Source organism: Chitinophaga alhagiae (genome assembly GCF_003568665.1).
GTDB classification, from domain to species: Bacteria; Bacteroidota; Bacteroidia; order Chitinophagales; family Chitinophagaceae; genus Chitinophaga; species Chitinophaga alhagiae.
In genome coordinates, this window is the sequence record NZ_QXMH01000006.1 from 1 (window position 1) to 17,180 (window position 17,180).

9 protein-coding genes are annotated in these 17,180 nt (G+C 55.2%); 3 read left to right on the forward strand and 6 right to left on the reverse strand.

What is annotated here, in order from left to right; genetic code table 11:
• The coding region (locus D3A97_RS23510) for a T9SS type B sorting domain-containing protein (protein WP_157986728.1) at positions 1–6,945 on the forward strand (6,945 nt) is incomplete at its 5' end.
• A 202-nt stretch (positions 6,946–7,147) separates the two neighbouring features.
• Entirely contained in the window at positions 7,148–7,723 is a 576-nt protein-coding gene (locus D3A97_RS24960) for a collagen-like triple helix repeat-containing protein (protein WP_157986729.1), read from the forward strand.
• 3 nt (positions 7,724–7,726) lie between these two features.
• On the opposite strand, the gene D3A97_RS23520 is transcribed toward D3A97_RS24960, so the two are convergent.
• Together D3A97_RS23520 and serA are read right to left on the reverse strand one after the other, a co-directional pair.
• On the reverse strand, positions 7,727–8,086 hold the full coding sequence (locus D3A97_RS23520; protein WP_119081025.1) for a DUF4260 domain-containing protein: 360 nt from the start codon (positions 8,084–8,086) through the stop codon (positions 7,727–7,729).
• A 157-nt stretch (positions 8,087–8,243) separates the two neighbouring features.
• Positions 8,244–9,482 carry a phosphoglycerate dehydrogenase gene (serA, locus tag D3A97_RS23525; protein ID WP_119081026.1) on the reverse strand — a complete coding sequence of 413 codons (1,239 nt, stop codon included), beginning with the start codon at positions 9,480–9,482 and terminating at the stop codon, positions 8,244–8,246.
• A 292-nt stretch (positions 9,483–9,774) separates the two neighbouring features.
• On the opposite strand from serA, the gene D3A97_RS23530 reads away from it, so the two are divergent.
• Positions 9,775–10,938 carry a serine hydrolase domain-containing protein gene (locus D3A97_RS23530; protein ID WP_119081119.1) on the forward strand — a complete coding sequence of 388 codons (1,164 nt, stop codon included), beginning with the start codon at positions 9,775–9,777 and terminating at the stop codon, positions 10,936–10,938.
• A gap of 517 nt (positions 10,939–11,455) precedes the next feature.
• Here D3A97_RS23530 and D3A97_RS23535 read toward each other — a convergent pair.
• From D3A97_RS23535 to D3A97_RS23550, 4 genes are read right to left on the reverse strand one after another with little or no spacing between them, the layout of a single operon-like run.
• Entirely contained in the window at positions 11,456–11,653 is a 198-nt protein-coding gene (locus D3A97_RS23535; RefSeq protein WP_119081027.1) for a hypothetical protein, read from the reverse strand.
• Complete coding sequence (locus tag D3A97_RS23540) at positions 11,650–14,766, reverse strand: efflux RND transporter permease subunit (protein WP_119081028.1); 3,117 nt, start codon at positions 14,764–14,766, stop codon at positions 11,650–11,652. Before D3A97_RS23540 ends, D3A97_RS23535 begins: the two co-directional genes overlap by 4 nt.
• Positions 14,767–14,771: 5 nt before the next feature.
• Positions 14,772–15,863 carry an efflux RND transporter periplasmic adaptor subunit gene (locus D3A97_RS23545; protein WP_119081029.1) on the reverse strand — a complete coding sequence of 364 codons (1,092 nt, stop codon included), beginning with the start codon at positions 15,861–15,863 and terminating at the stop codon, positions 14,772–14,774.
• Complete coding sequence (locus tag D3A97_RS23550) at positions 15,860–17,113, reverse strand: TolC family protein (protein ID WP_198674155.1); 1,254 nt, start codon at positions 17,111–17,113, stop codon at positions 15,860–15,862. Before D3A97_RS23550 ends, D3A97_RS23545 begins: the two co-directional genes overlap by 4 nt.
• Positions 17,114–17,180 lie beyond the last annotated feature (67 nt).

Genomic DNA, 17,180 nt, shown 5'->3' on the forward strand with positions numbered 1-17,180 from the left:
CTGAGCAACAACACCATCAGTGCCAACCAGGCTATCTGTCCCAACACTACACCAGACCAACTTACCAGCACTACACCCGCTGGTGGCAATGGTACCTATACTTACCAATGGCAGAGCAGCGCTTCTAATGATCCCGCTACCTTTGTGAATATCCCCAGCGCTACCGGGGCTAATTACGCTCCCGGTGCACTGACCACTACTACTTATTACAGGAGGATAGTGACCTCCGGCGAGTGCTCCAGTACCAGCAACATCATTGCGGTTACCGTGAGCGTAACACCGGTATTCACCGTGCAGAACGTGGCCGCTATCTGTAACACAGAAACTACCTTCAGCCTCAGCTACAACGCTACGGCTGGGGTGGCATCACTGTATGACATCAGGGCTGCCGGCGCTAACCCGATGCCTGGCTTCACCAACATCACCGGGCAAACGCTTGCCGCCAGTCCCCTGTCTGTAAACCTGCCTGCTGGTGTAGAGGAAGGTACTTACACCTTCACTCTGACGCTTCGTGATGCCGTAGGTTGCGAGAGCACCCAGCCCTTCACTGTCACCATTGAAGAGCCTTCTACCGCGCCCACCATTGCCGTGCCCAGCATCAACATCTGCGTGGGTAACTCCGCTACCCTCACCGTATCTGGCACCCTCGGTACCGGTGCCGAGTGGGTATGGTATACCGGTAGCTGCAATGGTACCGAAGTAGACAGAGGGGCGTCCATATCCGTTACGCCCACTGTTACCACTACCTACTATGTTAAAGCAGTGAGCAGTGGCCCTTGCGGCAACACCGTATGTGCTACCGTAACCGTGAACGTGTACGAAGATCCCTCTACCGCTGACGCTGGTGCTGACCAGGAACATTGTGACGATGACCAGTTCTCCCTCGCTGCCGTAGCACCCACCGTGGGTACAGGCCTGTGGAGCGGTACGCTCCCCGCGGGCGCATCCATCAGCAGCTGGTCAGACCGCAACGCATCCGTAACACTGCCTGCCGGACAGACCGTAACACTCACCTGGACGGTGACCAACGGCCCCTGTACGGCTTCTACAGACCAGGTGACCCTCACCAACAGGAACCCGATAACCAACAATACGATCACAGACAACCAGGTGATCTGCCCCAACACGGCAGCCGCCGAACTGACCGGCACTGCGCCAACGGGCGGCAACGGCACCTACATCTACCTGTGGGAAAGCAGCACCACTAGTGCTACTGCCGGCTTTACACCTGTTTCCGGCGCAACCGGCATCAACTATAACCCTGGTGTAATTGCTGTTACCACCTGGTTCAGGAGAACAGTAACATCAGGCCCCTGCGAGTCTGTGAGCAATGTGATAGCGATCAGGGTAACAGATGCCGCGCCGGTGGTAGAGACCCAGGGCCAGAACAAGGTGGTGGAATGTGAGGATGGTGAAGATTACACCCTGCTCTTTGATGAGCCTACCTTCAGCCACCCGGATAATTTCAGCTTCACGGTTACGCACAGCGATGATGTTACCACTACCGCTTGCGGCCAGGTGATCACCAGAACATGGACGGCTACGGACGAGTGTAACAAGATCACCACCGTATCCCAGACCATTGAGGTGAAAGACACCAAAGCGCCCGTATTCAATGAGGCCTTGCCGGCCAACCGGACGGTAGAATGCAGCAACATCCCTGACATGGAAACGCTTACCGCCAGCGATGACTGCTCTACTGCCATCGTGGTACCGGCCCAGACCATTGAAGCCATTACCGATGCCTGCGCCAATAATTACAGGATCATCAGAACGTGGACGGCCACGGATGTTTGCGGCAACAGTGTTACGCATACGCAAATACTGACTGTGGAAGACAAGACCGCGCCGGTATTCGGCGCCCCCACTCCTGCTAATGTAACGGTAGAATGTGATGCTGTTCCTGACTTTGACGACATCCCGGTAACAGACAATTGCAGCAGCACGGCCAATATCGTTACGGAAAAAACACAGGTACGCACCAACGGCGATTGCGCCAATAATTATATCCTCACCCGTACCTGGACGGCCAAGGACGAATGCGGCAACACCGCTTCCGTAACACAGGTAATTACCGTGAGAGATACCCAGGCGCCCACATTCACCCTGTCCGCCCCGGCCAACAGAACGGTTGAGTGCAGCGCTGTACCTGACCAGGAAGACATGGAAGCTACAGACAACTGCAGCCCGGACGACAAGGTGACCGTACTGAAAGGTGAGACCAGGCACGCCATCCCCGGCGCCTGCGCTAACAGCTATCTGTTGGTGCGCACCTGGACGGCTATGGACGAATGTAAAAATTCACGCACCATTACCCAGACCATTACCGTGGTAGATAACACTCCTCCTGCTTTCACCACTGCCACACCGGCCAACATAACGGTAGCATGTGATGCGGTGCCCGACGCCCCGGAAATGGAGGCCACAGATAATTGCAGCCCGGCTGCCAAGGTGAAGGTGGATTATGAGGAAGAGCGCGTGAGCGCCCCGGACGCCTGTGCCAACAACTACCAGCTGATACGTACCTGGACGGCTACTGACGAATGCAATAACAAAACCATCGTAACGCAGACCATCACCGTACAGGATATTGAAGCGCCCACCTTCACCACCACGGTACCGGCCACCCTGGAAGTGGAATGTGACAAGGTGCCTGATCATGAAGACCTGGAGGCAACAGACAATTGCTCTGCGGACAACAACGTTGTTGTTACCAAAAACCAGCAGCGCATAGACGGCAGCTGTGCCAACAATTACCAGCTCATCCGCACCTGGGCGGCCAGAGATGAATGCGGCAACGAAACCGTACTGACACAGACCATCACGGTAAGAGACAGAACCAAGCCCGTGTTTACGACTACCATCCCCGCGGATGCCACGGTAGAATGTAACGCCATCCCTGACGCGCCCGAAATGGCCGCCCGCGACAATTGCAGCCCGGCGGCCGGCATCAGGATCAATTATAACCAGCAGCGGATAGACATCCCTGACGCCTGCGCCAACAACTACAAACTGCTGCGTACCTGGACGGCAACGGATGAGTGCAACAACAGCACCACCGTTATGCAGGTGATCACCGTGGTAGACAAAACCGCCCCGGTATTCACCACCGCCGCCCCGGCCAACGTTACCGTAGAATGTAACGCCATCCCCGGCCAGCCTGACCTGCAAGCAACAGACAACTGTTCTGCCGCCAACATGGTCAGCGTGGTGAAGAATGAAACGAGAGAGAACATACCGGGCGCCTGCGTGAACAATTACCGCCTCATCCGCACCTGGACGGCTACGGACGAATGTGGCAACAGCGCCACCCTTACGCAGACCATTACCGTACAGGACAAAACTGCACCGGTATTCAGCCTGCCTGTTCCGGCAAACGCCACGGTAGAGTGCAACGCCATCCCCACGCAGCCGGATATTACGGCTACAGACAACTGTACGGCTTCCAATGTTATCCGGATCGTGAAGAACGAAACAAGGGAGAACATACCGGGCGCCTGCGTGAACAACTACCGCCTCATCCGTACCTGGACGGCTACAGATGAGTGCAACAACAGCACCACGCTCACACAGGTGCTCACCGTGCAGGATAACACGGCGCCCACTTTCACCATGCCGGTACCGGCAGACGCAACGGTGGAGTGTAACGCCATCCCCGCGCAGCCGCTGCTGACGGCAACAGACAACTGTTCCGCTACCGCCCGCGTTACCGTGGTGAGGAACGAAGTGAAAGAGACCATACCGGGCGCATGCGCCAATAACTACCGCCTCATCCGCACCTGGACGGCAACAGATGAGTGCAACAACAGCACAACCGTACGGCAGGTACTGACGGTGGTAGACAATACAAGGCCCACGTTCACCAGCAGCGTACCGGCAGACGCTACCGTGGAGTGCAGCAGCATTCCGGCGCAGCCAAACCTGAGCGTAACGGACAACTGTACCCCGTCCAACCTGGTAAACGTTGTGAAAAACGAGCGCAGGGAAGACATTCCGGGCGCCTGTGTGAACAACTACCGCCTCATCCGTACCTGGACGGCTACTGATGAATGCGGCAACAGCACCACCGTACAGCAGGTGCTTACCGTAACAGACCGCACCGCGCCAACCTTTGTGACCGCCGCTCCGGCCAACGCCACGGTAGAATGCAGTGCCATACCGGCACAGCCAGACCTGGCGGCTACGGATAACTGCAGCGGCAACAACGTAGTGGTCAACAAGGCAGAACGCCGCGAAAACATACCGGGCGCCTGTGTGAACAATTACCGCCTCATCCGCACCTGGACGGCTACGGACGAATGCGGCAACAGCAGGACCATTGAGCAGGTGCTCACCGTGGTAGACAACACCAAACCGGTGTTCACTACCTCCGCCCCGGCCAACGCCACGGTAGAATGCAGCGCCATACCGGCACAGCCTGACCTGATGGCAACAGACAATTGCTCCGCGGCCAATAACGTTCGCATTGTGAAGAACGAAACGAGAGAGAACATACCGGGCGCCTGCGTGAACAACTACCGCCTCATCCGCACCTGGACGGCTACAGATGAATGCGGTAACAGCACCACGGTTCAACAGGTACTGACGGTACAAGACAAAACACCGCCGGTGTTTGACCTGCTGCCGCCGGCCAACCTCACCGTAAATTGCGACGCTATACCCGCCGCACCGGTAATGACCGCTACAGACAATTGTTCTATGAACAACGTAACGGTGAAATACAGCTTCGTGAAAACGTACCTCTCCGCGTCATGCCCCAACAACTACAGGCTGACCCGCACCTGGAAGGCAACGGACGAATGCGGCAACGTAGCCGTGGCTACGCAGGTGATCACCGTAGAAGACAATGTAGCCCCGGTATTCACCACCCCTGCCCCGGCAGACATCACGGTAGAATGTGACGCCATCCCCGCACCCATGGTGATGACCGCTACAGACAACTGCAGCAGGCCCAACAACGTGAGGGTGACACACGCGCAGCAACGGGAGAACATACCGGGCGCATGCGCCAACAACTATCGCCTCATCAATACCTGGACGGCGAAAGACGAATGCGGCAATACCGCCGTGATACGCCAGGTGATCACCGTAACGGACACCACCGGCCCCGTAATTGCCGGCGGCCCGGCAGATATTACCGTGAACTGCGGTGCGCCGGTGCCCACAGGCATGATAGAGCTTACAGCCACAGACAACTGTGACCCCAGCTTCCCGAAACGGGTGCGGTACACGGTAGATCCGTACGAGAAAGATATCTGCAACGGCTATACCATCATCCGCAGATGGAGGGTAGCAGACGCCTGCGGCAATATGTCCAACGAAGTAACGCAGCGCATCATTGTACTGCCCTGCCCGAGGCCGGAACTGCTGCCGCAAACCATCGTGAACTGCTCCAGCAATCCGTTCATCACCCTCAGAACAAGCGGCACGGTGAACAGGCCCACGTACACCCTGGTAAGCGTAACGCCGGCCAACGCGGTACAGGCGCCCATCACCTCGTCCAGCAACCGCTTCAACCTGAACGGCGCCACTTCGGCCACGTTCATTGTGCGGGACGGTATTACCGGCTGCGCGTCAGACCCGGTAACCTATAACATCACCTATGAGCAGATGCCGGTGGTCAACCTCGGCAGCGATACCAGCCTTTGCGGCGGTAACGGCATGGTGCTGGATGCGGGCGCGGCCAACTTCGGGTACAACATCCAATGGTCTACCGGAGAAACCACGCAGCGCATCCGCGTAACGCAGGCCGGTACCTATAGCGTGACCGTCAGCAACGGTCTGTGTACGGCAACAGACGAGATCAAGATAGGCGTGATACCCATGCCGCTCGTGAACCTGCCGGACACCACCATCTGCCGCGGCCAGAGCGTGAAGCTGGACGCAACGGTGGCAGGCGCTACCTACCTCTGGAGCACTGGCGCCACTACCCCGTCTATCAACGTAAGCACGCAGGAAACCTTCTGGGTGCGCGTGATGAAGAACGGCTGTATCACCATAGATACCATTAACGTGACCGTGAACCCGCCGCCGGATATCACGCTCAGCAGGGATACGTCCATCTGTCCCGGCCAGTCCGTGATGCTCACGGTGAACACCAATGCGGGCCGCGTACAATGGGCCACCGGCGAAACCGGTAACTCCATCATGGTCAGCAGGGCCGGCAACTACTCCGTAGCCGTGTACAGGGATAATTGCGTGGTGAGGGAACAGGTACGGGTAACCGAACGGCCGAACATCCAGTTCGAGCTGGGCCCTGACCGGATCATCTGCCCGGGCGGCAGCATACTGATAGACGCCCGCCATCCGGATGCGGCCTCCTACCGCTGGAACGATGGTGACGTGAACCCGGTGAAATCCTTCACTGAAAGCGGCACCTACGTACTGGGCATATTGGATAGGTACTGCGACCGCTACCTGGCAGACAGTATCAACGTACGGGTAGCCGGCGCGCCCACGGTAAACCTGGGTAACGATACCACCATCTGTAAAGGCATCCGTTACATCCTGAAGTCTAACGCACAGAACGCCACCTCTTACCGGTGGAGCACCGGGGCCACTACCGCTTACATCGAAGTAAGGGAGCCCGGCACCTACACGGTAACCGCCTATAACGATTGCGGCAGCACCACAGACCAGATCACCATCGATGTGAAGGAATGTGACAGCAAACCGGAAGTACCCAATGCCTTCTCACCCAATGGCGACGGCAAGAACGACCTGTTCCGCCCCATAGTGAGAGGCCCGATGTACGACTATGAGCTGCGCATCTTCAACCGCTGGGGCGAGCTGGTGTTCCTGAGCAGGGATATGTACGAAGGATGGGACGGTACGTACAAAGGCGTGCCGGTAGATGTAGGCACATTTGTATGGTGGCTTTCCTACAAGAAAACTAATAACGGGCCCAGCTTTATCATCAAAGGAGATGTAACAGTAGTGAGGTAGCCCTGGATACGATCATTCTTTCACCGGTGACGGCCAAAAGCAAATGTTTTTGGCCGTCACCTTTTTTAGCGTAAAACTACGCTTGCCCTTCTTTTCCCGGCCAGGTACCTTTACATTCGTTAAAAAACCCCATTGCTCATCTGGCACAAAGCGCACATTATTTCATCTTCCATATTCATAACACCTCAAAACAGCATTTTTTATGAAACAGTTTTCAATTCTGTTGTTAGCCCTTCCGTTATTGTTATTGTCTTGCAGCAAAGAAGGCCCTGCAGGGCCTCAGGGAGAGCCGGGCGCGCAGGGAGCGCCTGGAACGCCCGGCCCGCAGGGGCCACAGGGCGCGCAAGGCCCCACCGGCCCAAATGGCCAGAACGGCAATGCAAATGTGAAGGTATTCGAGAAAGATATTACAAGCGAGACCTGGACGGCGGCCGGTACTTACTCCTACCTCAACGTACAGGCGCCCAATGTGCTTACCGCCAATGTGCTCAACGCAAGTACCGTACTGGTATATGTGCTTACTTCAGACTTTGGCGGTGGCTGGGGGCTGGTACCCTATACTACGGAAAGGAACATTCGTGTAACCGCGGAAGTGGCCATCGGGTATATCAGGCTTAGAAAAGACCAGAACAATACGCCTACCACCCAATCCTGGCACCACAGGCTCCGCGTGGTCATTATTGCGAATACAGGCGCGGCCGGGGCGCTGAACCGGCAGGTGTACACCAGCAGCTCTTTTGACAACTGGCCGGCGGAGAGAACAGGGCCTTTGCAGTAGCCGCTACTGCTTCTTCCCTATCTTGCCCAGATGGGTATCGCTGAAGCCGGTCATGAACTTGAGGCCGTAGCCGAATACCCGGTCCATGGAGGCATGGGCAAACAGGATGATACCGGTAAACGTCAGCGCCTCGTTCACGAAGTAGACGCCGGCAAAATACGTCAGGAGCGCCACGCCCTTGTGATGGAAAAAATTGTACACGTATGCCCCCGTTGCGGGGCCAGCCGCATAGCCGATCATGCTCAGGTCCGGCAGCAGCAGGCAGGCCGCAAACAGCCACCAGGGGTACTCGGTTTGCTGTGCAAACATCAGCAGCGCCAGCAGGAACATGGCCGCTTCTTCCAGTTTCAGTAACTTGTTCATAAAGGGAAATAAGGGCCAAATCTCAAACTAAAACAGCACATAAAAAAATTCCCGGCGCGGCGGCCGGGAATTTTCCTTGTTGTATGCGTTTGAACGCTTTTACAGCATCCGTATTTTAATAGCGGGGCCGCTCTCTGATAACGGGCTTTGTGTTTCCCTAGTAGAGCATGCGCGTTTTGATGGTATGGTTCACTTCCTTGAGCAACGCAAAGGCCTCCTGAGACAGTTTGGAGTCTACGTCCAGCACCACGTACCCGATCTGGTCGTTCGTTTTCAGGTACTGGCCCAGGATGTTGATGTTTTTGCCGGAGAGGGCCTGGTTGATCTCGGAAAGCACCCCCGGCACGTTCTTATGGATGTGCAGGATGCGGTGGGTGTTCTCAATGGCCGGCACGCTGAGGGCCGGAACGGTGTGTGAGCCGAAGCTGGCGCCTTTTTCCAGGTAGTTGAGCATTTTGCTGCTCACGTCCAGGCCAATGTTGTGCTGTGCCTCTTCCGTGCTGCCGCCGATGTGCGGGGTCAGTATCACGTTGGGGAGGCCCTGCAGCGGCGTAGTGAAGGCCGCGCCGTTCTTTTCCGGCTCCACCGGGAACACGTCTACCGCCGCCCCGGAGAGCTGGCCTTTCTCCAGCGCCTCCTTCAGGTCTTCCAGCACTACCACCTCTCCACGGGCATAGTTCAGGAAAATAGCGCCTTCTTTGGCGTGCTTCAGCGTCTGTTTGTTGATCATGTTCACCGTGCTCTTGTTGGAAGGCACGTGGAGGGATATAATGTCTGACTGGGAAAACAGGTCTTTCAGGGTGCGCACCTGCGTGGCGTTGCCCATAGGCAGCTTGGTTTCCACATCATAATAAATAACGTTCATGCCCATGGCCTCGGCCAGCACGCTTACCTGGCTGCCGATGTTGCCATAGCCTACAATGCCCAGGGTTTTGCCCCGCAGCTCGTAACTGCCGGTAGATTCCTTCATCCAGTTACCTTTGTGGGCGGCGGTGTTCTTGTCAGGGATACGGCGGATGAGCATCACAGACAAGCCTATTACCAGTTCCGCTACCGAGCGGGTATTTGAATAGGGCGCATTAAAAACGGCCACGCCCTGCTCGGTGGCATTCTTCAGGTCTACCTGGTTGGTACCGATGCAAAAACAGCCGATGGCCTGCAGTTTTTTGGCGGCCGCCAATACTTTCGACGTGACCTGCGTTTTTGACCGTATGCCCAGCAAATGAACGTCCTTGATCTCCTTGATCAGCTCTTCTTCACTCAAGGCGCCCTTCACCTTCCGGCTGTTGACATAACCCGCCTCCTTAAATTCTTCCAGGGCGGCGTCACTAATGTTCTCCAATAAAAGGATGTTGATCTTCTCTTTCGGATAACTCGTTAATTTTTTCTGGCTCATGGGTCTCTGGTATAATGCTGCATGACACAAACATGACAATTTATGCCTGCATTGTCATAAAAAGTGTCACAAACCTAGCGGAGTTTCAGGAGAAATCAAATACGAAGCCCGGCAAATTAGAGATTGCTTAAAAAAAGTGGCCTGTTGTTTCGTTTTTTTAAATATTTTGCCCGCTTTTTACGTTATCAGGCATGAATATTGCTTGATTTTATTGCATTACTGACCTATTATTCAGCAGCACTAAATGAACCGTTTCAAGGCAATTGCGATCCTGGCCATATCCACCGGTAGCATGATATATATTGGGTGTAACAGCAGTTCAGCCCACAAAAACAGCGAAAAAAAAGCAAAAAGCAAACCCGCCTCTATTTACACCCTTGGATTAAGCGACGTGGACGAAGCCACCATCCTGAACAGCGCCCGGACCAGGCGTATCAGGAGCGAGCTGGACGCGCTCGTAAAACACCGCCTCTCCCCCAGGCACTTCAGCGGAGGCATACTGGTGGCCCGTAAGGGCGTGGTGCTGTATGAGCACTACGAAGGCCTTGAAAGCCACGCCGGCAAAGTGCCGGTTACAGACAGCTCCTCTTTCCAGCTGGCTTCCATTTCCAAAACATTTACCGGCATGGCCGCGCTTTCTCTCGTAGAAAAGGGCAAGCTCGGCCTGGAAGACCCGGTACAGAAATTCTACCCTGATTTTCCCTACCTGGGCATCACCGTGCGCATGCTGCTCAACCACCGCAGCGGCCTGCCCAATTACCTGTATTTCTGTGACAGCCTCATCAAGGACAAATCTCACTTCCTCACCAACGAAGAAGTTATAGCGCTGATGACGGTACATAAACCCGCCGCGCAGTACCAGCCAGACAGGCATTTTAACTATTGCAACACCAACTACCTGCTGCTGGCCTCCATTATTGAGAAAGCCAGCGGCCAGACATACGCTGACTACCTGCAGCAGACCTTTTTCACCCCGCTGGAAATGACCCACACCTTTGTGGCAGACCCCACGCAGGCCCCCCGCCCGCACCAGACGGTCAGCCATCTCTCCTCCTGGAAAGTGGAGCCAGATAACAGCTTTGACGGCGTGGTGGGCGATAAAGGCATTTACAGCAATGTGCAGGATATGCTCAAGTGGGACCAGGCCATCTATTCCGGCAAGCTCTTCAAGCCGGAAACCCTGCAGGAAGCCTTCAAGCCATACAGCAACGAAAAGCCCGGCATCCGTAACTACGGCCTCGGCTGGCGCCTGTTCGTGTACCCGGACAGTACGAACAACATTGTGTACCACAACGGCTGGTGGCATGGCAACAACACCGTTTTTTACCGCTTTATCAAAGACTCCACTACCCTCGTGATAGTTGGCAACCGCTACAACCGCGGCATTTACCAGGCCGTGAAGCCCATCCGGGAGATCCTCGGGCATGGGGACGGTGAAGAGGCCGGGGAAGAATAAATCATTGAATGTTATTACTTTAAGTAACAGGGATGGTCTTATGGCCATCCCTGTTCTTTTGGCCGGACAACCACGTTTACACGATGCGCAGCGCAAGATCAAGGCAGGCCTGAGGGAAGTTATACCACTATATTACCCTGCCGGAAGAACGCCTGCACAAGGGCATCTACGGGCCACAACCGGCTGGAAACCCTGTGTAAACTGAAGGATCAGCGAAGGGTACGTGGACTTGATCCGGAGATAAGGTGGAGATGATGTGGGGAAGATATGGCGTTAAGGTAGTTTTGCATAAGGTTTACACTGCATATATGATAGGTTTTCGTGCTGCCAGGATGAAAATAGTATCAGTATGGCAGTCAGGCAATGGCCAACACATAAAGGGCCGGCGTTACTGTTATATAAAAAATCCGCCCTGCGAAGTCTCTTGATGGCAGGGCGGAGAGGATTGCGCATGGGACCAGCGGCCCCATGATCGTTCTATCAACCTATTTATGCGAACTAAAACCTGTGCTAAATACTATTTCTGCGCCTTTTTTACTGCTTTTGCATGCTTCACATGCTTTGTGCTCTTGTGCGCCTTTTTTTCGTGTTTTGCGCCTGTTTTTGCCTGTTCCGTTTTTACAGGGGCGGGCGTTGCCTTTTCCTGTGCGCTGGCGGAGAAGATGCCACCTGCAGTGATCATTGCGGCGGCCATCAGGATCATGATCTTTTTCATGTTGTTTGATTTTGTTTGTGAACAATATGCTTACGTTTATAAGCACTGAAAAATATGAGGGGGAACACCAGCAGTGTTAGTACGGTGGCGGTTACCAGCCCGCCTATCACCACCACGGCCAGCGGCTTTTGCGTTTCGGAGCCTATGCCGGTGCTCACCGCGGCCGGTATAAGGCCTATAGCGGCCATCAGCGCGGTCATGACCACCGGGCGGATGCGCTCTTCCACCCCGTTGCGGATGGCATCGTTGAGCGGCATTTTATGCTGCAGGTTCTTGTGGAATACGGAAATGAGGATCACCCCGTTCTGTATGCAGATGCCGAAGAGGGCAATAAAGCCTACCCCGGCCGAAATCCCGAAGTTGATACCCGTAACGTGCAGCGCCAGAATGCCGCCGATGAGGGCAAAGGGCACGTTGAGGAGAATGAGGCCCGCATCTTTCACGCTGCCCATCATGATGAACAGGATGATAAAGATGGCAATAAGGCTGACCGGCACCACCTGCCCGAGGCGTTTGGTGGCGCGCACCTGGTTCTCGAACTCGCCCGTCCAGCCGATGGAATAACCTTTAGGCAGCTTGATGTTCCGGTTCACCCTGGCCTGCGCTTCGGCAATAGTGCTGCCCAGGTCGCGGTCACGCACGGAAAACTTCACGCCAATGAAGCGCTTGGTATTGTCCCGGTAAATAAAGGCGGGGCCGGTGAGCGTTTTGATCTCCGCTATTTCTTTCAGCGGTATCTTGTTGCCGTTCATGGTGGGCACCACCAGGTTGCGCAGGTCGCCCTCGTCTTTGCGGAAATTCTGATCGTAGCGGATGCGCACGTCAAATTTGCGCTCCCCTTCGTACAACTGGGTAGCGGTTTTGCCGCCAATGGCCATTTCTATCACCGCCTGCGCGTCTGCCGTTTTTACGCCGTAAAGGGCCATCTTCTGCTCGTCCAGGTGTACGCTCATTTCCGGCTGGCCCACGTTGCGGAGAATGCCTACGTCTTTGATGCCGCGCACGCCCGCTATCTGGGCTATCACCTGGTTGGCCAGGCCGTCCAGGTCTTCCAGGTTATCCCCGTAGATCTTCACCGCGTTGCTGGCATTGATGCCGGCCACGGCTTCCGCCACGTTGTCTATGATGGGCTGGGAATAATTATATACTACGCCCTGGTATTGTTTCAGGCGTTTGTCCATTTCCTCCACCAGCCCGTCCATCGTGATCTTGCGCGTCCATTCCTTTTTGGGCTTCAGGTTGACCTGGCATTGTACGTAATAGAACCCGGAGGGGTCCGTACCATCGTTAGAGCGGCCGGTCTGCGACAGCACGCCGTTCACTTCCGGGAAGCTGCCCAGCTCCTTGCGGAACTTGCTCACGAACTGCACTGTTTCGTTCAGCGACATACTCATGGGGAGTTTCGCCTCCACCCATAATGCCCCTTCGTTCAGCTGGGGCAAAAATTCCGAGCCTAAGAACCGGGAAGAGGCAAAACTTAATCCCATGAATATGATGGCTATGAAGAGGCTTGTTCTTTTATGCGCGTACGTCCAGTTAAACCCTTTCATCACCGCGCGGTGAAAGAATATCACTACCGGGTTATGCCGCTCGCGGACGTTCCTGTTCAGCAATATGGAGCTGAGCACCGGCACCAGCGTGAGGGTGAACAGCAGCGCGCCCAGCAGGGCAAAGCCCAGCGTCCAGGCCAGGGGCGAGAACATTTTGCCTTCCACTTTCTGGAAAGAAAAAATGGGCAGCAGGGAAATGATGATGATGAGCTTGGAGAAAAATACCGCCTTGCCCAGCTCCCCGCCTGTTTTTTTGATCCATCCCATTTTGGCCAGGCGGTTGAACCGCTCCATGCCGTAATGTTTGGCCTTCTGGTCCAGCATCACGAAAATGCCTTCCACCATTACCACCGCCCCGTCTATGATAATACCGAAGTCTATGGCGCCCATAGACAGCAGGTTGGCGCTCATGCCTTTCAGCTTGAGGCAGATGAAGGCAAAGAGCAGGGATAGCGGGATGATGATGCCTACAATGAGCGTAGTGCGCCAGTCTGCCATAAAAATGAACACAATGACCGTTACGAACACGATGCCTTCCAGCAGGTTGTGCATTACGGTGCTGGTGCAATACGCTATCAGCACATCACGGTCATAGAAGGTTTCCATTTTAATGTCTGACGGCAGTATTTTGGTGTTCAGTTCCGCTACCTTGTCTTTGATGCGGGCCAGCACTTCGCCGGGGTTCTCTCCTTTCCGCATCACCACAATGCCTTCCACCACATCGTCCATTTCATTAAGGCCCACCTGCCCCACCCGGGGCGCGGAGGTTTCCTGCACGCTGGCCACGTTCTTCACCAGGATGGGGGTGCCGTCTATATTTTCTATGATGATGTTCTCAATGTCCCTGATATTGTCAAGCAGGCCGATGCCGCGCACTACGTAGGCCTGGCCGTTCTTTTCTATCACGTCTCCTCCTACATTGATATTGCTTTTGGAGGCGGCTTCGTACAGCTCCAGCGGGGTAATGTTGTATTTAGCCAGCTTGATGGGGTCTGCCGTGATCTCGTATATCTTTTCCTGCCCGCCAAAGGCCACCACGTCTGCCACGCCGGGCACGCTGCGCAGCTGGCGGTCTATTACCCAGTTCTGGTAGGTGAGCAGGCTCCTTGAATCCCGGTGCGCGCTTTTGAGCCAGTAGCGGAACACCTCCCCGGTGGGACCATACGGGGGCTGTACTTCAGGCTCCACGCTTTCGGGGAGGGATACGTTCCGCAACATGTTATTGACCTGCTGCCGCGCAAAAAAGTCTTCCACATCGTCCTCAAAAATGATCTTGATCACAGAAAGGCCGAACATGGTGATGGAGCGCACGCTGGTTTTCTTCTGCACCCCGTTCATGGATATTTCTATGGGGGTGGTCACAAACCGCTCCACTTCTTCCGCGCTGCGCCCGTTCCATTCCGTCACGATCACGATCTGCGTATTGGTAACGTCCGGGAAAGCCTCTATGGGCGTATGCAGGAAAGCCATCACGCCGCCCACAGTGAGCACGGCCAGCATGAAGAACACAAAGAACCTGTTCCTGAGCGAAAAGCCTACAATATTTCTGATGAATCTGTTCATGCCGTTTAGTCGTTCAATGCGTCATAGATCAGTAACTGGTTCCTGGAAATGACCTTGTCTCCCGGCTGTATGCCCCTGGTAATGTAGGATACGTCGTTCAGCGATTTGCTGACCTTTACTTCCTTCGTTTCAATATTATAGCGGTCCCTGAACACCATCACAAAGTTTTTACCCTTGTCGAAAATGACGGCAGATGCGGGGATGGCCATCATTTCATTCCCTTCCCGGTAGCGGAGCAGCACGGTGGCAAACATTTCCGGTTTGAGCAGCATGCCCTCGTTGCTGAGGCGGATGCGCACCTGCATGGTTTTGGTATCCGGGTCCAGCACGTTGTACACCTTGTCTATCTGGCCGTGGAACACCTTTTCCGGGTAGCTGATGGTGGTCACCGCCGCCGGGTAACCTTCCTTTACGCGCGAAATATCCGTTTCAAATACGTTGGCCATGATCCATACATCATCCAGCTCTGAAATGGTAAACATATGCGCGCTGTTGTCCGAGCGCATTTCCATGCCGTTGTTGATGTTCTTTTCGATGACGTAGCCGCTGATGGGGGCCGTTACCACGGAGGTGGCGCCATTGCCTTTGCGGTAGATCTGGAGCATTTCGCGGATGCGGGCCATTTCCGCCTTTGCGTTGTTCAGCTCCCCTTCCGCGTTCACCACATCTTTTTCCGTGGCCAGCTGGCTCTGGAAGAGGTCCTGCGCTACCTTGAGGCCTTTTTCGGCCACGGCCAGGTCTGACTTTGCCTGGGTCAGCTGTTTATCATAGTCCGCAATTTCGCCGCTCTGTATCACGGCCAGCACCTGCCCTTTTTTCACGTAGTCTCCCAGCTGCACGTTGATATTCTTTACATAGCCGCTCACCAGCGGGTAGAGCTTGAGCACCTTGCCCATATCCGGCGTTACCTTGCCGGAAAGGCGCAGCTCGCTTTCAACCGGCTTTATAACAGTAGTGTCTATACGGATAGATGCCATCATGGTATCGCTCAGCACAAAGGTGGCGGCCTCGGCATCTTCCGCGTGGGTCTGCTTGCAGCCGCTGAAAGCGGCCAGGGCCATTAAAAGGGAAACCGGGAGAAGGTGGATGTATTTCATTGTACGGTATTGAAAAGTTGCGTGCCGGTGGCGTAATTCAGTTCTTCGTAGGCCAGCACCCTGTCATTCAGGAACTTGTTGGTATGCTTCACATGATCGCTGTAGCTGTTGAAGTAGTCTATGAACTGGAGCAGGGAAATATTGCCTTTGCGGAAGTTTTTGGCCACTTCTTCTATCAGCTTGTCATATTCCCCGTTAAAACGCTTCATCTCCGGCCAGCCGGTGCTTTTTTCCAGGAAGTTGATCTTGCGCAGGGCGGTATTGACCTCTACGGCAATGGCGAGGCGCTGTTGCTCCAGCGTGGCGCCCTGCGCTTTTACAGCGCTGCCCGCGGCCTTGATGTTGCCCTGGTTGCGGTTCCAGAGCGGCAGGTCTATGCCCATGGTGAGGCCAATGAAGTGCGGGGCGTAGCTGCCATTACGGTCATAAGTAGCGCCCAGGTGAAGGTCTGGCACGGCCATGGCCTTTTGCAGGCGGTAGTTCACCTCCGCCATCTTAAGCTGGTGGCCCGCCATCTGCAGGTCCGGCCGGTTGGCCACGGCGGTATCTGCCAGCGCCTGTTCCGTATAGCCGTTGAGTTTATATTGCTGCAGCACGTCTCCTTCCACCAGCGGCTCCACGGGGCCGGGGCTGCCTACAATGAGCTGCAGGTTTTGCGAAGCGGCCAGCTCCTGCTGGCGCAGGTCTGTATAATCATTGGCAATGCCTATCTGCAGGGCTTGCAGGCGTATCACGTCCGCATGCGCCACACTGCCCTTGGCATCTGCCGCATGGTAGGCGTCCAGGATGATCTGGAGGTTGGTCAGCTGCTCCTTGAGCACCTTCTCCGTTTCCTTCAGAAAATACAGCTGGTAATAGCTGCCGCGCAACTGGAGCCGGAGGGTGCGCATCAGTTCTTTAAAAGCAGCGGCAGACGTTGCAGCATTCCATTGCGCCAGTTGCACCTGTTTGTTCCTTTTGCCTGCCAGCCGTATCAGTTGATCTATATCGCCTTCAAATTGCCCGCCGCTGCCCATATTAAAAGGCTGCACCTTTTCAAGTGTACCAAAACCGAAAGTGGAAGAAAAAGAGGGGTTGTCCCAAAGCCTGGCCTGCTGTACCATGGCCTCATCCGCGCTCACCTGGTAGCGCTGCGCCAGCAGCAGGTAGTTTTGCTGCAGGAAGAGGGCTTCCGCCTGCTGCAGGGTAAGCCGGCGCGCCTCCTGCGCACGGCCTTTGACAGAGAAGAAAAAAAATGCGATCCCGAACATGAAGAGCTTTTTCATTGGCACAAAGCTCCGGAGCGGGTATTAAAAGGGGCTTTAAGGCAGATTAAAA